This window comes from Butyricicoccus porcorum (assembly GCF_002157465.1).
Taxonomy (GTDB): Bacteria; Bacillota; Clostridia; order Oscillospirales; family Butyricicoccaceae; genus Butyricicoccus_A; species Butyricicoccus_A porcorum.
This window is the reverse complement of the sequence record NZ_NHOC01000005.1, coordinates 320,669-337,816: the sequence shown is the minus strand read 5'-3', so window position 1 is coordinate 337,816 and position 17,148 is coordinate 320,669. Positions and strand designations below refer to the sequence as shown.

The window sequence follows — 17,148 nt, the reverse complement described above, 5'->3', positions numbered from 1 at the left end:
CAAACAATTGGATATTTCCTGAGTTTGTTGTATAATGATAGAAAACGCGGGACATACAGGGAGGAACCGCCCCGACAGGAAAGGCAGGACGGTTCCCGTATGCGAAAGGCGATGTCGGCGCCGACAAACGGGCGCTGGAACTGGCCAGCGCAGAGGTTTCCCGCCTGTTCCAGCATATGAAAAGAAGGGCGATTGCGTGCGCCCGCAACAAGGGAAAGGAAAGAGTTTGTTATGATTAAGTTATCTCCTTCGATTCTGTCCGCTGATTTTGCGAATTTGCAGCGTGATATCGCTGTCGCTGTCGATGCCGGTGCAGAGTATGTCCATGTCGACTGCATGGACGGTCATTTTGTACCGAATCTGACCATCGGTGCGCCGGTTGTCAAGGCGCTGCGCAAGGCGACGGATGCCGTTCTCGATGTCCATCTGATGATTGCAAATCCGGATCAATACCTCGATGATTTCATCAAGGCAGGTTCGGATATCATCACGGTACATTATGAGTCCAACGGTGATACACTCGCGCAGGTGCGCAAGATCAAGGAGGCCGGTGTTCGCGCCTGTGTTTCCATCAAGCCGGGCACACCGGCAGATGTCCTGCTGCCGCTGCTGCCGGAGCTGGATATGGTACTGATTATGACGGTTGAGCCGGGCTTCGGCGGTCAGGGCTACATCGATGCCTGCACCGATAAAATCCGTGCAATCCGCAAGGCGATTGATGAGAACGGTTACCAGTGTGAGCTGGAAATTGATGGCGGCGCAAAGCTGACCAATACGCCGGACATCGTTGCAGCAGGTGCAAATGTCATCGTCGCAGGTTCTGCGGTCTTTGGCGGCGATATCGCAGGCAATGTAAAGGGCTTCAAGAAGATTTTCGACGAGTTCGAGAACAATTACTTTGCGTTCTGATTTTTGACAGATAAAATGCAATTCCGCCGCGGGATGCGCCCGCGGCGGAATTTTGTATTTGACAAAAAAGCGCTGCCCCAGATGAGGCAGCGCTTTGCGATTGTGTAGTATAATTACTCGACGGTGACAGACTTTGCGAGGTTTCTCGGCTTGTCGACATCACATCCGCGCTCAATGGCTGTGTAGTATGCGAACAGCTGCATCGGAACGACCGTCAGTGTAGAGGTGAAGATATCCTCTGTCTGCGGGATATAGAAGACCTTGTCTGCGACACCTTCGACATCTGTGCAGCCTTCCTTGACAATGGCGACAACATAAGCGCCGCGCGCCTTGACTTCCTTGACGTTGCTGACCAGCTTTTCATACAGCTGATCCTGCGTTGCAACGGCGACAACCAGCGTACCCTCTTCGATCAGGGAGATGGTGCCGTGCTTCAGCTCGCCTGCTGCATAGGCTTCGGAATGGACATAGGAGATTTCCTTCAGCTTCAGGGAGCTTTCCAGCGATGCACCGTAGTCGATGCCGCGGCCGATGACAAAGACATTGTTCTTGTCCGCATGCTGCTTGGCCAGAGCCTTGAGCGCATCCTCGTCGGCGAACAGGCTTTCCAACTGATCCGGCAGTGCTTCCAGTGCAGTGAGCAGCTTTGCAGCGGTCGCCGGCGCGATGGTCTGACGGATTTCGCCGAATTTGAGGGCAATCAGATACAGCACAGCCAGCTGCGTGCTGTAGCCCTTGGTGGTCGCGACGGCAATTTCCGGGCCTGCCATGGTATACAGGACGTCATCACTCTCACGGGCAATCGAGCTGCCAACCGCATTGACGATGGACAGAACATGGACATCGTTTGCCTTTGCTTCGCGCAGTGCCGCCAGCGTGTCAGCGGTTTCACCCGACTGGCTGATGGTGATGCACAGATCGTTGCGTCTGAGAATCGGACGGCGGTACCGGAATTCGGATGCCAGGTCGACCTCAACCGGGATGCGGGTCAGCTCTTCGATGACATATTTGCCGACAATGCCTGCATGCCAGGCGGAACCGCAGGCAACAATATGAATGCGGCCAATGTTCCGGATCTGATCGTCGGTCAGGCGGATTTTATCCAGACGGATATCGCCGTCGTGAATGCGCGAACCGATGCAGGTGCGCAGAGCAGCCGGCTGTTCCTTGATTTCCTTCATCATGAAGTAATCATAGCCGCCCTTTTCCGCTGCGGAAATATCGTAATCGACGGTATAAATATCGCGGTGAATCGGATTGCGGTCGGTATCCAGCAGTTCGACGGAATCTGCCTTGATGATGGCGATTTCATTATCGTTGAGCAGGTAATAGTTGCGGGTATGGTCGAGTACCGCAGGGATATCCGATGCGATATAATTCTCATGCTCGCCGAGGCCGATAATCATCGGGCTGTCCTTGCGGACGGCAAGCAGAGTGTCCGGGTAGTCGGTGCACAGAATGCCGAGTGCATACGAACCGCGGATGCGGCCGATAACCTTGATGAGTGTGCCGACCAGGTCGCCGTCATACAGCTTATCGAACAGCTGTGCGACAACCTCCGTGTCTGTCTCCGAACGGAAGACAACGCCTTGGGATTCCAGCTCTTCCTTCAGCGGGATGTAGTTTTCAATGATGCCGTTGTGTACAACGGTGATGCGTCCGCTCATGCTGGTATGCGGATGCGAATTGATGTCATTCGGTGCGCCGTGGGTTGCCCAGCGGGTATGGCCGATGCCCAGCGTGCCGGGGATGCCGCCTGCCGCATCGACCTTCTCACGCAGCGTTGCCAGACGGCCCTGCGACTTCATGGTGCGCACCTTGTCAGAAAAGACTGCAATTCCGGCAGAGTCATAGCCGCGGTATTCCAGCTTCTGAAGACCTTCCAGCAGGAAGGGCGCCGCTTCATTGTAGCCTGCATAACCTACGATTCCACACATAGTTCATTACCTCCGAGGTATATTAAGATTTTGTTGAGACACGGTTGCGTTTCCTTCTGTGCCTGTGGTTTCCCACAGGATTTGTAGAAACGCCATCGCCCGCGTGTCTGGCCGGGCGGGAAGCATCCGCCGAATTTTCGATCACTTCCACCTCGTCAGCATGCCCTGCACGGCAGCTCTGGCGCTTGGTTCCGGGCGGACAGAAGCAACTCTGCCGCAATGATTTCGCCGTGTGCAGCGGCGCCGGATGGGGAATATCCACCCTCTTATACCGCAATATTATACCATGTAATATCAAAAATAGGAAGGGCAATGATTGCCAATTTCCCACAGGCGCAGGTATGAGTCTTGTAAAATATATCCATACGCGAATCGAAACCACCAACATGAACCACAAACATTCAACATCTATTGACATTTTGCCCGCGGCGGTATATTGTGGATACAAATAAAATCAAACGGAAAGAAGGAACATTTTTTTGACAGTACTTAAACTTTTATCCGGCCCGATTATCGGTGCGATCATCGGCTATTGTACCAATTACATTGCGGTAAAGATGCTGTTCCGACCACTGCGTCCGGTGAAGCTGTTCGGCAGACAGCTGCCGTTTACGCCGGGTATTATCCCCAAGGGGAAGGCGCGGCTGGCGCGTGCCATCGGCGGCGTTGTCGGCACACAGCTGCTGACAGAGGATGACCTGAAACAAACGCTGATGAGTGACAGCGTGACCGAAAGCCTGCGGCGCAGCATTGACGGCGTGCTGGAGAGCAAGTCGGAGACCACCCTGCGGGAGGTCTGCTGTAAGGCGGTCGATGAGACACAATATGATGCGGGCAGCGCAGTCATGCAGGAAAAACTCGCGGAAACACTTGCGGAGCATGTGAATGACATGCAGCTGGGCGACACCATTGCGCAGCAGGTGCTGGAGGCAGTCCGACAGAAGGTATCCGGTTCGCTCATCGGCATGATGCTCAGTGGTGACATGCTGGACAGCTTTGCAGGCCCGATCCGCGATGGGGTGGACAATTATTTGCAGGGCAATGCATATGCGCTGCTGTATCCGCAGGTTACAAAGCTGTGGGGTGAAGCGGAACAGAAAAACATCGGTGATGTGAATGCACTGTTGACAGATGCAGGTGTTTCGCTGACGGATGTTGTGCTTCATATATATGAAGCAGCTGTTTCAGAAAAGGCGGCAAGTATCCTGCATTCCCTCGATCTTGGCGGCATTGCGGAGCAGAAGGTGAATGCGATGCAGCCGGAGGAGCTGGAACGGCTGGTACTGTCCGTCATGAAAAAGGAGCTGAATGCAGTTGTCAGTCTCGGCGCACTGGTCGGCTTTATTCTCGGACTGCTCAACCTGATTTTCTGAAAATTCTGACACGGGAGGAACGGAGAAATGTTTGAAGAAGAACTGCGCGGACGGGCGGTGCTCATCTGGCTGGATGACAACGCACCGGTGCTCAAGACCGATTATCTGGAAGAAATGATGATGCAGGCACCACAGGCGACACTGGCACAGACTGCGCAGTCGGTCGCACGGCAGTTTGGTCTGACCGGTACGCACTGGACACTGTGCCGTTGTTCCTTCGGGAAGGAGGGCGCACAGACGCATCCGATTTCCGATGCACAGATGCTCGGCGAGCTGCGCCTGCCGCTGACGCTGGCACTGGTCGATGATGAGGACATGCAGAAGCAGTGCCATGCGCTGGCGGAATGCAGGGCGTGAAAGGGGAACGGCCATGAAATCTGTTGAACTGCATATCCCCGCACTGGCGGAGCCGGAAAATCAGCCCAAATGGCTGCGACATCTGGGAACGGTCAACCATCATCGCATGCTGGTCTGCCGCCACTGCTTCCGTCTGGGATTATACCGGCAGGGGCTGATGCATGACCTGTCCAAATACAACCCGGTGGAATTTCTTGTCGGCGCGAAATATTATCAGGGGTTCCAGAGCCCGAACAATGCCGAGCGCATGGACCGCGGCTACAGCAGTGCATGGCTGCACCATAAGGGACGCAACAAGCACCATCTGGAATACTGGATTGACTATTCCCTTGGTGAGGAAAGCCCGCTTGCCGGCATGAAGATGCCGGTGGAATATGTCGCAGAGATGTTTTGCGACCGCGTCGCGGCGAGCAAGACCTATCTGGGCGACCAATATACCGATGGCGCCCCGTTGGCCTATTATGAAAAATCCAAGACGCATTACCTCATGCATCCGGAGACACGCGCGCTGCTGGAGCAAATGCTCACGATGCTCGCGGAACAGGGCGAGAATCGGACGTTCCATTATATCCGCTATCACATTCTGAAAAAGTGAGAGAAAAAAACGAAAGGCACGGGATTTCCTGTGCCTTTCTTCGTGAAAAAATCGGAGGATTTTGCGTTGCAACAGCAGAGACAGGACAAACCGTATAGCGCGCTTATGCGCCGGGCTGCTGTAAGATATACCGTTCAATTGCCCGGCTGACGCCGTGGTTGTCGTTGGTCTCCGTTGTACTGTCTGCAATTGCGCGGATGTGTGCCGGTGCGTTTGCCATGGCGACGCCCAGCCCGGCGGCCTGTAGCATGGTGCGGTCATTGTCACTGTCACCGCACGCCATAATCTGTCCGGCGGTCAGGCCGAGATGCTTTGCCAGATGCAGCAGCGCGGTGCCCTTGTCCGTGCCTTTGGCGTTGATTTCGATATTTTTCAGGCCGCAGAATACAGATGCCTCCGCTTCAAAGATATCAGCCTGCTGTATGTCAGCCAGCCATGCATCGAGATCGCGCGCATCGCCGTATACAATCGCCTTGAAGATGGTCTCGCCGGACAGGGCGCGCCACTGCTCTGGGGTGTCTACATAGCAAAAATGGTTCAGGTCAACGGCGACACTGCCGCGGATGCGGGCAATTTCGTCAAAAAATGCCTTGCATTTTGCACCATACCAGACCGTGTGTTCGCCGTAAAAGCTCGGCTCTACACCGTGCGTTTCACATAGTGTCAGCAGGATATCAATGTGCTGCGGTGTCATGGTATGGCGATAGATGGTTTCACCGGCCGCAGAGGTAATGCGCGCGCCATTTTCTGTGATAATCCAGTCGACGCCGCCTGCCGCCTTCGCATGTGCGGCGGAGTCGAGCGGAGAGCGTCCGGTGCACAGGGCGGCGGCAACGCCGGCCTGTCGTGCCTGCTGGAGCGCAGTGCGTTCGGGTTCGTGTACCTGACTGTCTGTGCCGAGCAGTGTGCCGTCCAGATCCAGCCCGATGAGCTTGATGGGAGAAGAGATCATGTTTCACTGTCACCTTTTTTTATGAAATCATGGGTGGATGTTCCGGCTTCATTATAGCATGGGGCTTTCCAACGTGTAAAGCAGAGAAATCGGACGAAAACCGACGGTCTTTTGTGAAATCTGGTAGAAATTTGCCGGTTTATGCGGTATACTGGGAGAGAAGCGATACGCTGTGACAGGAGGGGAATATCCGTATGAAGAAACGATATCTGCTGCTGATTCCGGTGGCGGCCTGTGTGATTGCCTGTGCCGCCGCGGTGGGATACGTCCAGTTCCACCCGGAACAGGCGCCGGCAGGCACACCGTCCGTGCTGGTCAGGACGGAACAGCAGGAATCTGCGGCGCAGCAGGAGCAGCCGGAACAGCAGGAAGAACAGGCGGAGCTGACTGCTGACCAGAAACGTGCGCAGGAAATTCTGAGCGACATGACACTCGATCAGAAGCTGTATCAGATGATGTTTGTGCGCCCGGAATCGCTGACAGGCGTCGGCAAGGCGGTGCGCGCGGGCGATGCGACACGCAAGGCGATGGAAACCATGCCGGTCGGCGGCATCATCTATTTTTCACAGAATTTCCGCAGCAAAAGTCAGACCACGACCATGCTCGCCAACACGCAGGAATATGCCCGAACAGTCGGTGCGAATATCCCGTTGTTTATGGGAGTCGATGAAGAGGGCGGCACGGTAGCGCGGGTTGCTGATGTGCTCGGTACGACAAAGTTTGACGATATGGCGGACTATGGCGCGCGGGGCGATGCACAGGAAGCCTATGACATCGGCAAAACGCTCGCCACGGATATCAGCGGCTTCGGCTTCAATGTAGATTTTGCGCCGGTCGCTGATGTGCTGAGCAATGAAAACAATACGGAAATCGGTGCGCGTTCGTTCGGCAGCGATCCGAGCACGGTTTCTATCATGGTGGAGAATGAGGTCATGGGCTTGCAGGAAAGCGGCGTCATGGCGGCACTCAAGCATTTTCCGGGTCACGGCAGCACCGAGACCAACTCGCATGAAGGCACTTCTGAGACCGACCGCACGCTGGACGAACTGAAGGAATGCGACCTCAAGCCGTTTGAGGCGGGCATCGATCAGGACGCGGCATTTGTACTGGTGTCGCATATGACCGCGACCGAGCTGGACAGCGTGCCGTGCTCGCTGTCCTCAAAGGTCATCACGGATCTGCTGCGCGATGAGATGGGCTATGACGGCATTGTTATCACTGACGGCATGGACATGGGCGCAATCACGGAGCATTACAGCAACGGAGATGCCGCAGTGAAGGCGGTACAGGCGGGCGTGGACATGCTGCTCTGTCCGCCGAGCATCGATGACGCCTATGAGGCGCTGTCGCAGGCGGTCGCGGACGGTGAGCTCACGGAGGCGCGCATCGATGAGAGCGTAATGCGCATTCTGACGGCAAAGCTCAAATACGGCCTGATGAACTGACAAAGCAAATCCCAGCATTTGGATTTCCAAATGCTGGGATTTTGTACACAAATGGACTCAGTCCGCGATGATTTCTGCCTTGCGCTCGAGCAGCTCGTTGCCGAGCAGCTGCGCCTGTACGTTTTCAAAGCCGATGCGCTGAATGGTGTCCGAGAAGCGCTCGCCCTTGATGCCCTGGTCGCGGAACAACAGGATTGCCTTCTCCACGATATCCAGAACTTCCTCCTTCGAGGTGAAGATCTTCTTCAGCGGGATGCCGTGTGCGCTCTTCTTGCCCCAGCGTCCGCCGATGTATACGCGGTAGCCGTAGACGGAGTTATCACGTGCATGGAACGGGCACTTGCCGACACAGCGTCCGCAGCGGGTACAGACCTCTGGATCGACCGACAGCTTGCCGTCGACGACATGTGCCGCGTCGACCGGACAGGCCTTTTCGACTTGGCATTTGCCACAGCCGCGGCACTTATCCGCGTCAAAGCCCGGCACGCGCTGACCGACAATGCCGAGGTCGTTCAGGTTCGGCTTGACGCAGTTGTTCGGGCAGCCGCCGACTGCAATCTTAAACTTGTGCGGCAGCGTTACATCGCTGTAGCCCTTGAAAAAGCGCTCGTGGATCTCATCGGCAATGCCATAGGAATCCAGCAGACCGTACTGGCAGGTGGTACCCTTGCAGGAGACAACCGGACGAACCTTTGCGCCCGTGCCGCCGGTTTCCAGCCCGGCTTCTGCCAGAAATGCGCGGATGGCGTCGATGTTTTCATACGGAACGCCCTGGATTTCCAGCGTCAGGCGGGTGGTCATGGAGACCTCGCCGCTGCCGAATTTAGCGGCAGCCTCAGTGATGCGTACAAGCTCATCTGCTGTTACCTTGCCGTTGCGGGTGATGACGCGGCAGTTGAACAGGTCCGTCCCCTTGCGGTGCAGGAAGCCGAGCGCCTTGACGCGCTTTACTTCGTCCATCGGAATGGATGCGGGACCCAGAGGAGTCGGGGTGATGTTCATTTTTTCATAACCTTCTTTCTCAGTCGTACAGAAAATATAGGCGACTGGCAGCCGCCGCGTGCGGAGTCTTTTGCTGTATGTATTGTAGCACAGGTATCATCGATTAGCAATTATAACTGAATAAGATGAAATATTTTCGTGTATTACTCACAAAATAAATGGGGTAAATTTTATGATTTCGTAGTATAGTATCGGATAAAATGTATATATTGCGTGCGGGTTTGCATATATTTGGAAGGCATCGCGCAAAATATCTCCGATTGCGCGCAATTTGCATAAAAAAACTCGGGTGTATTTGTGTATATTGGTAGAAATATACATCTGGGCACGGGAATTTCTTGACAACTCTGTAAAAAGCGGATAAGATTTATATGGAATAGATAAAATACAAGAGAATAGAGTGGCTTGTTACTGTTCGATCAGGCAAAACCAAATAACACAGGGAATGTATCAAATCCGGCTGTGCTTATTTGGTGTTTTTATTTTTAGGGAACATTTGCCCGGTCGGACGCAGGCAGGCGACAACCGGGGACACCCATCCCGGTTCCCCGTTCAGGTGGCTCAGGGGGCAGAACAGGAAATAAAGGAGTTACAGGTTATGCAGTCGTTTGTTTACACCATTAAGGACGAAATCGGAATCCATGCCCGCCCGGCAGGTATGCTGGCGAAGGAAGCAAAGAAGTTTTCGAGCAAAATTGAGGTCGAGAAGGACGGAAAGTCCGCCGATGTCCGCCGTATGATGGGCGTGATGGGTCTCGGCGTCAAGTGTGGCGAGGCAATTACCGTAAAGGCAGAAGGCGAAGACGAGGCGCAGGCCATTGAGGCGATGAAGGCCTTCTTCGCAGAGCATTTATAAACAACAGGAGGAGAGCGTGCGGGGAGGCAGGAGATCCCGCCGCCCGAAAGACAGGCGTGCCGGCAGGGGTGCAGGGCGCGCTTGCAGGATGTGTAAGGGAGGAAAACACTTATGTACACCATTCAGGGAAAAGGCGTGTCCAAGGGCGTTGCTGACGGCCCCATCTATTTCTACCGTCGCGGCGGCGGAGAAGTCGTAAAGACCGCAGTTTCCGATGTGGAAGCGGAAAAGAAGCGCTTTGAGGACGCGCGCCAGACCGCGATGCAGCAGCTCGCCGAACTGTATGACAAGGCAGTTGCTGAGGTCGGCGAGGAAGGCGCTGCGCTGTTCGAGGCGCATCAGATGATGCTGGATGATCTGGATTACATCGACGGCATCAATGATATGATTGAAGGCGAGAGCATCAACGCGGAATATGCCGTTTCGCAGATTGCCGAGCAGTTCGCAGAAATGTTCGCATCCATGGACGATGCCTATATGCAGGCGCGTGCGGCGGACGTCAAGGACATTTCCACCCGCGTGATCGGTATCCTGAGCGGTGTTGTCGCAGGCGGTATTGATTCCGATGTGCCGGTTATCCTGGCGTCCGACGATCTTGCACCGTCTGAGACTGTACAGCTGGACAAGTCCAAGATTTTGGGCTTTGTCACCTCCGGCGGCTCGGGCAACAGCCATACCGCCATTCTCGCACGCACCATGGGCATTCCGGCCATCATCGGCATCGGCGATGCGCTGACGGAAGGTCTGGAGGGCAAGAGCGCCATTATCGACGGCTCGACCGGCGAGGTCGCGATTGACCCGGATCAGATCACCAGCCAGCGCCTGCTCAAGAAGCAGGCCGAGGAGCGCGCGCTCAAGGCGCTGCTTGACCAGCTCAAGGGCAAGGAAAATGTCACGCTCGACGGCCGCAAGGTCATGGTATACTGCAACATCGGTTCCCCGGATGATGTTGACCCGGTTCTGGCGAACGACGGCGGCGGCATCGGCCTGTTCCGCTCTGAGTTCCTGTACCTCCAGAATGACGATTATCCGACGGAGGAGCAGCAGTTCCAGGCATATAAAACGGTTGCGGAGCGCATGGGCGGCAAGCGCGTCATCATCCGCACGCTGGACATCGGCGCGGACAAGCAGGCAGACTATTTCCAGCTGGACAAGGAAGAAAATCCGGCAATGGGTCTGCGTGCCATCCGTATCTGCCTGACGCGCCCGGAGGTCTTCAAGACCCAGCTGCGTGCCCTGTACCGTGCATCCGCCTATGGCAAGATTGCAATCATGTTCCCGATGATTACATCCGTCTGGGAGGTTCAGGAAATCAAGCGCATCTGTGACGGCGTCAAGGCTGAACTGCGCGCGGAGGAAATCCCGTTCAATGAAAACGTCGAGCTGGGTATCATGATCGAGACCCCGTCCGCCGTTATGATGTCCGACCGTCTGGCGAAGGAAGTCGATTTCTTCTCCGTCGGCACGAACGACCTGACCCAGTATACACTGGCGGTCGACCGTCAGGGCAACAATCTCGACAAGTTCTTCGATTCCCACCATCCGGCGGTACTCCGCATGCTCAAAATGGCGGCGGAAAACGCGCACAAGGCGGGGATCTGGATCGGTATCTGCGGCGAGCTCGGCGCAGATGTCAGCCTGACGGAGACCTTCCTGGCAATTGGCATCGACGAGCTGAGTGTTTCTCCGGCATCTGTTCTGCCGCTGCGCTCGGCCATCCGTTCGATTGACACGACCAAGAACAGCCAGAAGATTCTCGACGATCTGCTGTCTGACTGAATCTGAACCCAATTTTGCAGGGGCTTCCGCGTTGCAGCGGAGGCCCCTGTTTGCAGTTGTGTCTTTTCGCAAGATTATTGATTGATAATGATTGGGAAATGCGGTATAATAATGACAAAAAAATGAGCAAAATGTGGTATACATTTTGCGAAAGGAGATAGATATGAAAATTGCAGCGGTGACACGTGACGGCAAGATTGCCCATACGATTGCGGAGAGCACGGAAATTTTGATTGTGACAGAGGAAAACGGCATTCCGACAGCCAAGGAACTGGTACAGATTGGCGACGATGAGATCACCAGCGTTCTGTTCAAGCTGGCGATGCAGAATATTGATATCCTGCTGGCAGGCGAAATCGGCACGGCGCTGCAAAGCACGCTGCGCATGCTGGGCGTGGAGATGCTGCCCGGCTGTGAGGGCGATGCCGTGGAGAATATTGCAGCGTACATGACCCATGAGGAAATCGGAGATCCGTCCAAAATCATCGTCCCGGAAGAGGATGAGGACGACCCGCTGGGCTGCCTGCACGACTGTGCCAAGTGCATGGCGGGCTGCCATGACCGCCCGGTGCAGCGCACGGAAGCATAAAATCAAAGCAAACGACAGCCCTCTCTGTCTGGACAGGGAGGGCTGCTTTTCGGAATTCAGACAGGAAAGGGAGTGGAAAGCGATGGCAGTATGCGGGAGGTTTGCCCCTACGCCGAGCGGGCGCATCCATCTGGGCAATATCCTGTGTGCCATGCTGTCGTGGCTGTCCGTGCGCGCGAAGGGCGGACGCTATCTGCTGCGCATCGAAGACCTCGATGCCATGCGCTGTCCACGGTCACTGGCAGATCAGATTGAGGACGATTTGCAGTGGTTCGGTATTGATTGGGATGACGGCGGCAGTGCGGGCGGGGAATCGTGGTATCAGAGCACCCGATCCCCGATTTATGACCGCTATTTTGAAAAGCTGGAGCAGCAGGGGCTGCTGTACCCATGCTTTTGCAGCCGGGCGGAACTGCATGCTGCACAGGCACCGCACCGCTCGGACGGAACCTATGTCTATGCGGGCACCTGCCGCGGGCTGACACCGGAGCAGATTGCGGAAAAACGCAAACATCGTCCGCCTGCCATGCGGGTGCGTGTGCCCGATCGGACGGTTTCGTTTTCCGACGGCTGTCAGGGTGTGTATACCGAGAACCTCGCACGCGACTGCGGGGATTTTATCATCCGGCGGTCGGACGGCGTGTATGGCTACCAGCTCGCCGTCGTCGTCGATGACGCGGAGATGGGCGTCACGGAGGTCGTGCGCGGGCGCGACCTGCTGGAATCCACCCCGCGTCAGCTGTATTTATATGAAAGACTGGGGCTGCCTGCTCCGGAATTTTATCACATCCCGCTGCTGACCGCACCGGACGGCAGACGGCTGTCCAAGCGCGACGGCGATCTCGATCTGGGCGTGCTGCGCGCGAGATTTGGCAGACCGGAGCCGATTGTCGGCATGCTGGCAGCGGCTGTCGGGCTGCGTCCGACGGCGGAGCCGGTGGCACTGGCGGAGCTGGCGGCGGATTTTTCATGGGATAAGGTCTCCCGGATGGATGTCGCACTTCCATCGGAGATTTTACAAAGATAGCAATACCATCAGGAAACAGGGAGGAACTGGACATGAAGCATCAGGGACTGGCACATATTGCCGTGCTGACAGAAGACATGGAGAAGACGATTGCATTTTACGAGCTGCTGGGCGGCACGTGCACGGAGCGCGCGTCGGTACAGAAGCCGACCGGAGTCAACCAGCTGGCGATGATCGACATGGGCGGCTTCTGGATGGAGGCCATCCAACCGGGCGACGGCACGCCGGTGACTGCGCAGGGCGGTGTCCTGCCGCACATTGCGATTGAAGTGACCGATCTGCCTGCGGTTGCAGCAGAGCTGAAGGCACAGGGCATTGATACGTTCCTGACACCGGAGCCGGTTGTGCTGCCGGAGCTGTTCGGCGGTCTGCGCAACTGGTTCTTTACCGGACCGAGCGGTGAACAGATCGAATTGATCGAACATTTTTCATAAAAAACCCAAAGCGGCGGTTGTCTGACCAGATAGCCGCCGCTTTTCTTGTGATTTTTTTGTGAATTTGACCAAATATTTTGCAGTTCTGCACAATCAATGATATAATAAAGCGAATAACACAGAGGGCTGCCCCCAAACTGGCCCTCTGAAAAGTGAGGAGAACCAATGACAGGAAGAGAAAGAAACAGGAAAATTGCGGTGCTGTGTGGCGCTGTCGTGGTTGTCGCGGTCATCGCAGTCGCAATGTTCATCGGTATGAGCAAGAGCGGCGCTACGGATAAAATGACATCGGCTGAGATGGCATGCGGTGAGGATCATGTACTGGTTGTCGATGATGCAGGCGATGTCTATGCATGGGGTCACAACCTCAAGGGCGAACTGGGTGATGTGACCTGTGACAACAAGTCCGAGCCGGTAAAGATTGAAGTGCCGGGCAAGGTGATTCAGGTTGCGGCGGGCAATGAGCTGTCATTTGCGCTGTGCAAAAACGGCGACCTGTACGCATGGGGCAACAACGAGAGTTACCAGATGGGTGACGGCATGAACATCAGCCGCATGGAACCGGAAAAGATCATGGAGGATGTCAAGGCGATTGCCGCAGGCAGCAACCATGCGCTGGCAATCAAGGAGGACAACGCCCTGTATGTCTGGGGCAGAAACAAGGACGGTGCACTCGGCATTGCCGAGAGCGATTGTGACCAAAAAGACGAAAACGGCTATGCCTGCCAGTCTACGGCGGTTAAGCTGATGGACGATGTCACGGAACTTTCCGCCGGACTGGATTATTCCATGGCTGTCACCTCCGATGGCACACTGTATGCATGGGGCAGCAATATCGAAGGTCAGCTTGGACTGGCGAAGACGGACAGCACCAATGCCGACGGTCAGCCGTATCAGTCCGTACCGGCAAAGGTCATGGACGATGTGAGCAAGGTCGCGTGCGGCGTGCGCTATCAGGCGCTTGCACTGACGACAAACGGCGATCTGTACTGCTGGGGTAAAAATACAGTCGGCTCGGTCGGCACGCGTCAAGTCGACGACACAGAAAATAATATCCAAACGCAGCCGCTGAAAATCATGAGCGATGTCAAGGAAATTTCGGCGGGCAGCGCGCACAGCCTTGCGCTCAAGAACGACGGCACACTGTACACCTGGGGTGTCAACAACTATGGACAGATCGGCATCAAGAAGGGTGAATTCCAGTATGCCATCGGCGAGGAAATGATTTACTGCCAGGCAACACCGGTGGAGCTCGCAAAGAATGTCGAAGCGATTGCGGCGGGCGGATTTATGAGTCTGTACCGCTCTGCGGATGGCGTCCTGCGCAGCGTCGGCTGTAATCTGTACGGACAGCTGGGCATTGGGTCGGAGGAAAGCTCGATTTCCACCGCACATGCCGTTTATCTCAAGTAAAGACAGAACCAATCGAACCGATCCGCAGGCCTCCGGCACGCAGCAGCGTGCCGGAGGCTTTTTTCATAATCTGCTCAGAACGTACTCAGGATAAAAACGCGCATATAAACATATAAAAACTGCTCAAAAAAAGCATGAAACCGAAGGAAACAGGCTGCCCGGAACTGTTCCGAAACAGAATCGCAAGAAAGTGAAAGAATGAAACGCCGCAGCGGAAAATTGCCGGAAAAAACGCCGATTCTTTCGCAACAAATTTATATTCAAAATCGGATTTTCGCACTATAATAAAGCCACAAACAAAGAGAGAACAAAAAAAGAGTTCTCAAACCGCGATAGCGAACCGATGCGAAAAGAGGGATTCTGATGACTGCTGTTATGACACTGCTTCTTATGATTTTACCGTGTGTCGGCATGATTCCGGCACATATGTCCGCCCGTTTTCCGAGTTGTGAGGAAGAATTCGATTATCTGGTATTTTGATAGAAAGAGGGAAAAGAAAATGACCGTTCTGATGACTGCACTGCTGATTGTTCTGCCGCTTGTCGGCATGGTTGAAGAACACAACAGCCTGGTACCTGCGATTCCGGCAGAGTCCACCAGCTATGATTACCGCTAACACCACCTTTTCTGAATATACACATAGTTTCTCCGTGAAAACCGCAGGCTGAAGGGAACCTGCGGTTTTTGCGTTTTCCGGACAGAAAAAAGAGGGGACAGGCGTATGCCTGTCCCCTCGGGAGGTCAGTTTTCAGATGTGAGTGAAACTCAGCCGAAGTAACGCTTCAGCAGGCCCTCGAAAGCCTTGCCATGGCGAGCCTCGTCGCGTGCCATCTCATGAACGGTGTCATGGATTGCGTCGAGGTTAGCAGCCTTAGCGCGCTTTGCCAGATCGAACTTGCCAGCGGTTGCGCCGTTCTCAGCGTCAACACGCATCTCGAGGTTCTTCTTGGTGGAGTCGGTTACGACTTCGCCCAGCAGCTCTGCGAACTTTGCAGCGTGCTCTGCCTCTTCGTAAGCAGCCTTCTCCCAGTACAGGCCGATTTCCGGATAGCCTTCTCTATGAGCAACGCGAGCCATAGCCAGGTACATGCCGACTTCAGAGCACTCGCCCTCGAAGTTTGCGCGCAGGTCAGCGAGAATGTCTTCGCTTACGCCCTGTGCAACGCCGACAACATGCTCAGCTGCCCAGGTCTTCTCGCCGGACTGCTCGGTGAACTTCTCAGCCGGAGCATGGCAGATCGGGCATTCAGCCGGAGCTGCGTCGCCTTCGTGAACATAACCACATACAGAACATACAAACTTTGCCATAATTGTGTTCCTCCTGAATTCTTATTGTTTTGATGAATGTTGAGTCTCGGGAATAAACTGTTCCAGGGACAGCTCGTACAACTTTGTGCGGATATCCTGGTTGATTGTACCGAATATCCGGTGAAAGGTGCACTCCTTCTTCTGCGCCACGCGGCTGCAGTCGAATTCCGTGCTGAGACAATGGTTGATTTCGATGGGGCCGTCGATTTCCTCGATGATTTCACCCAGGGAAATCTGTCCGGCGGGACGCGCGAGCTCATATCCGCCGCTGACGCCTTTATAGGATGCGGTCAGCCCGGCCTGTGTCAGCCGGCGCAGGATTTTCAGCGCGAACCGGATGGGGACACCGCTCTCGTCTGATATTTGTTTGGCGCTGGTTTTGCAGCCATGTTCAGCGAGACAATACATGATGCGGATTGCATAATCCGCTTCGTGCGTGATACGCATGGTGAACCTCCGAACCTTTCCTTTGTCTATGGATATAGTATACAATTGCGCTCCGCGAATGTCAAGTGATAATCATTACTATTTTTGAATTTTTTGCGCGGAAAAAACCTTGAAAAAATGCAAAAAAACAGTTGACATTTTGAACATGTTCAATTATAATATAATTCGTCGCTGAGAGATGCGACAGCAAAATCGAATGTAAATTCGGTTTTTCCCCTCGATTTGCTCATACAACTCAACATGCGACTGTGGCGGAATAGGCAGACGCGCACGTTTGAGGGGCGTGTGGGCAACCGTACCGGTTCAAGTCCGGTCAGTCGCACCAATATGCAGATGTGGCGGAATGGCAGACGCGCTAGTTTCAGGTACTAGTGTTCGCAAGGACATGGGGGTTCAAGTCCCCCCATCTGCACCACATCGGAGCGAGGCAAGCGCTTTGCTCCGATATTCTTTTCTTTTTATGTTATGCGGATCAGGCGATATGCCCCGCCCGGCTGTCTCCACCGTGTAAAATAGGGGACACCAATCAAATATAGCATGCAGATGTGGCGGAATGGCAGACGCGCTAGTTTCAGGTACTAGTGTTCGCAAGGACATGGGGGTTCAAGTCCCCCCATCTGCACCATGAAAAAAGAACTTCGATCAACGGTCGAAGTTCTTTTTTTTTGTTTCCAGGGCGTATCTGAAAAGTCGAACATTTTGACTATTTCTGCAAATACGGGTCG

16 protein-coding genes and 3 tRNA genes are annotated in these 17,148 nt (G+C 54.7%); 14 read left to right on the top strand and 5 right to left on the bottom strand.

Annotation, left to right across the window (positions count from 1 at the left end; all coding sequences use genetic code 11):
- The first annotated feature begins 231 nt into the window (after positions 1-231).
- Positions 232-909 carry a ribulose-phosphate 3-epimerase gene (gene rpe, locus CBW42_RS07400; RefSeq protein WP_087019300.1) on the top strand — a complete coding sequence of 226 codons (678 nt, stop codon included), beginning with the start codon at positions 232-234 and terminating at the stop codon, positions 907-909.
- A 113-nt stretch (positions 910-1,022) separates the two neighbouring features.
- Here the strand turns inward: rpe and glmS are convergent, their stop codons facing one another.
- Positions 1,023-2,846 (bottom strand): glutamine--fructose-6-phosphate transaminase (isomerizing), encoded by a 1,824-nt coding sequence (gene glmS, locus CBW42_RS07395; protein ID WP_087019297.1) that lies wholly within the window; start codon positions 2,844-2,846, stop codon positions 1,023-1,025.
- Between the two features lie 479 nt (positions 2,847-3,325).
- On the opposite strand from glmS, the gene CBW42_RS07390 reads away from it, so the two are divergent.
- From CBW42_RS07390 to CBW42_RS07380, 3 genes are all read left to right on the top strand, one after another.
- Positions 3,326-4,219 (top strand): DUF445 domain-containing protein, encoded by an 894-nt coding sequence (locus CBW42_RS07390; protein WP_087019295.1) that lies wholly within the window; start codon positions 3,326-3,328, stop codon positions 4,217-4,219.
- Positions 4,220-4,246: 27 nt separating this feature from the next.
- Positions 4,247-4,576: a hypothetical protein gene (locus CBW42_RS07385; protein WP_087019292.1), complete on the top strand. Its 330-nt coding sequence runs from the start codon at positions 4,247-4,249 to the stop codon at positions 4,574-4,576.
- 106 nt (positions 4,577-4,682) lie between these two features.
- Entirely contained in the window at positions 4,683-5,171 is a 489-nt protein-coding gene (locus tag CBW42_RS07380; protein ID WP_087019801.1) for a DUF5662 family protein, read from the top strand.
- Between the two features lie 103 nt (positions 5,172-5,274).
- On the opposite strand, the gene CBW42_RS07375 is transcribed toward CBW42_RS07380, so the two are convergent.
- The gene (locus CBW42_RS07375; RefSeq protein WP_087019289.1) at positions 5,275-6,123 is read right to left on the bottom strand and encodes a Cof-type HAD-IIB family hydrolase; all 849 of its coding nucleotides are present in this window, start codon (positions 6,121-6,123) and stop codon (positions 5,275-5,277) included.
- A gap of 194 nt (positions 6,124-6,317) precedes the next feature.
- Here CBW42_RS07375 and CBW42_RS07370 point away from each other — a divergent pair, with 194 nt between their 5' ends.
- Positions 6,318-7,568 (top strand): glycoside hydrolase family 3 protein, encoded by a 1,251-nt coding sequence (locus tag CBW42_RS07370; protein WP_087019286.1) that lies wholly within the window; start codon positions 6,318-6,320, stop codon positions 7,566-7,568.
- Positions 7,569-7,625: 57 nt separating this feature from the next.
- Here the strand turns inward: CBW42_RS07370 and CBW42_RS07365 are convergent, their stop codons facing one another.
- Positions 7,626-8,570: a 4Fe-4S dicluster domain-containing protein gene (locus tag CBW42_RS07365; RefSeq protein ID WP_087019284.1), complete on the bottom strand. Its 945-nt coding sequence runs from the start codon at positions 8,568-8,570 to the stop codon at positions 7,626-7,628.
- A 598-nt stretch (positions 8,571-9,168) separates the two neighbouring features.
- On the opposite strand from CBW42_RS07365, the gene CBW42_RS07360 reads away from it, so the two are divergent.
- The 6 genes from CBW42_RS07360 to CBW42_RS07335 all read left to right on the top strand — a co-directional run bounded on the left by CBW42_RS07360 (position 9,169) and on the right by CBW42_RS07335 (position 14,668).
- The gene (locus tag CBW42_RS07360; protein WP_087019281.1) at positions 9,169-9,426 is read left to right on the top strand and encodes an HPr family phosphocarrier protein; all 258 of its coding nucleotides are present in this window, start codon (positions 9,169-9,171) and stop codon (positions 9,424-9,426) included.
- A gap of 111 nt (positions 9,427-9,537) precedes the next feature.
- Positions 9,538-11,205, top strand: a complete 1,668-nt coding sequence (ptsP, locus tag CBW42_RS07355) for a phosphoenolpyruvate--protein phosphotransferase (RefSeq protein WP_087019279.1) — start codon at positions 9,538-9,540, stop codon at positions 11,203-11,205.
- Positions 11,206-11,368: 163 nt separating this feature from the next.
- Complete coding sequence (locus tag CBW42_RS07350; protein WP_087019276.1) at positions 11,369-11,794, top strand: NifB/NifX family molybdenum-iron cluster-binding protein; 426 nt, start codon at positions 11,369-11,371, stop codon at positions 11,792-11,794.
- An 82-nt stretch (positions 11,795-11,876) separates the two neighbouring features.
- Entirely contained in the window at positions 11,877-12,821 is a 945-nt protein-coding gene (gene gluQRS / locus CBW42_RS07345) for a tRNA glutamyl-Q(34) synthetase GluQRS (protein ID WP_087019273.1), read from the top strand.
- Between the two features lie 32 nt (positions 12,822-12,853).
- Positions 12,854-13,255, top strand: coding sequence for a VOC family protein (locus CBW42_RS07340; RefSeq protein ID WP_087019270.1), 402 nt, complete (start codon positions 12,854-12,856; stop codon positions 13,253-13,255).
- Positions 13,256-13,420: 165 nt separating this feature from the next.
- Positions 13,421-14,668, top strand: a complete 1,248-nt coding sequence (locus CBW42_RS07335) for an RCC1 domain-containing protein (protein WP_087019267.1) — start codon at positions 13,421-13,423, stop codon at positions 14,666-14,668.
- A gap of 765 nt (positions 14,669-15,433) precedes the next feature.
- Here the strand turns inward: CBW42_RS07335 and CBW42_RS07325 are convergent.
- Together CBW42_RS07325 and CBW42_RS07320 are read right to left on the bottom strand one after the other, a co-directional pair.
- Positions 15,434-15,976, bottom strand: coding sequence for an NADH peroxidase (locus tag CBW42_RS07325; RefSeq protein WP_087019262.1), 543 nt, complete (start codon positions 15,974-15,976; stop codon positions 15,434-15,436).
- 21 nt (positions 15,977-15,997) lie between these two features.
- Positions 15,998-16,423 (bottom strand): RrF2 family transcriptional regulator, encoded by a 426-nt coding sequence (locus CBW42_RS07320; protein WP_087019259.1) that lies wholly within the window; start codon positions 16,421-16,423, stop codon positions 15,998-16,000.
- A 242-nt stretch (positions 16,424-16,665) separates the two neighbouring features.
- Between CBW42_RS07320 and CBW42_RS07315 the strand changes: the two genes are divergently transcribed.
- From CBW42_RS07315 to CBW42_RS07305, 3 genes are all read left to right on the top strand, one after another.
- A tRNA-Leu gene (locus tag CBW42_RS07315) sits at positions 16,666-16,748 on the top strand.
- 4 nt (positions 16,749-16,752) lie between these two features.
- Positions 16,753-16,838 (top strand) — tRNA-Leu (locus CBW42_RS07310).
- Between the two features lie 124 nt (positions 16,839-16,962).
- Positions 16,963-17,048: transfer RNA gene (locus CBW42_RS07305), tRNA-Leu, on the top strand.
- The last annotated feature ends 100 nt before the right edge of the window (positions 17,049-17,148 follow it).

Coding starts and splice junctions, on each gene's coding strand:
- CBW42_RS07350 (WP_087019276.1), top strand. CDS start 11,369: ATGAAAATTGCAGCGGTGACACGTGACGGCAAGATTGCCCATACGATT.
- CBW42_RS07365 (WP_087019284.1), bottom strand. CDS start 8,570: ATGAACATCACCCCGACTCCTCTGGGTCCCGCATCCATTCCGATGGAC.
- CBW42_RS07375 (WP_087019289.1), bottom strand. CDS start 6,123: ATGATCTCTTCTCCCATCAAGCTCATCGGGCTGGATCTGGACGGCACA.
- CBW42_RS07325 (WP_087019262.1), bottom strand. CDS start 15,976: ATGGCAAAGTTTGTATGTTCTGTATGTGGTTATGTTCACGAAGGCGAC.
- CBW42_RS07385 (WP_087019292.1), top strand. CDS start 4,247: ATGTTTGAAGAAGAACTGCGCGGACGGGCGGTGCTCATCTGGCTGGAT.
- CBW42_RS07335 (WP_087019267.1), top strand. CDS start 13,421: ATGACAGGAAGAGAAAGAAACAGGAAAATTGCGGTGCTGTGTGGCGCT.
- CBW42_RS07370 (WP_087019286.1), top strand. CDS start 6,318: ATGAAGAAACGATATCTGCTGCTGATTCCGGTGGCGGCCTGTGTGATT.
- ptsP (WP_087019279.1), top strand. CDS start 9,538: ATGTACACCATTCAGGGAAAAGGCGTGTCCAAGGGCGTTGCTGACGGC.
- glmS (WP_087019297.1), bottom strand. CDS start 2,846: ATGTGTGGAATCGTAGGTTATGCAGGCTACAATGAAGCGGCGCCCTTC.
- CBW42_RS07340 (WP_087019270.1), top strand. CDS start 12,854: ATGAAGCATCAGGGACTGGCACATATTGCCGTGCTGACAGAAGACATG.
- CBW42_RS07380 (WP_087019801.1), top strand. CDS start 4,683: ATGCTGGTCTGCCGCCACTGCTTCCGTCTGGGATTATACCGGCAGGGG.
- CBW42_RS07360 (WP_087019281.1), top strand. CDS start 9,169: ATGCAGTCGTTTGTTTACACCATTAAGGACGAAATCGGAATCCATGCC.
- rpe (WP_087019300.1), top strand. CDS start 232: ATGATTAAGTTATCTCCTTCGATTCTGTCCGCTGATTTTGCGAATTTG.
- CBW42_RS07320 (WP_087019259.1), bottom strand. CDS start 16,423: ATGCGTATCACGCACGAAGCGGATTATGCAATCCGCATCATGTATTGT.
- gluQRS (WP_087019273.1), top strand. CDS start 11,877: ATGGCAGTATGCGGGAGGTTTGCCCCTACGCCGAGCGGGCGCATCCAT.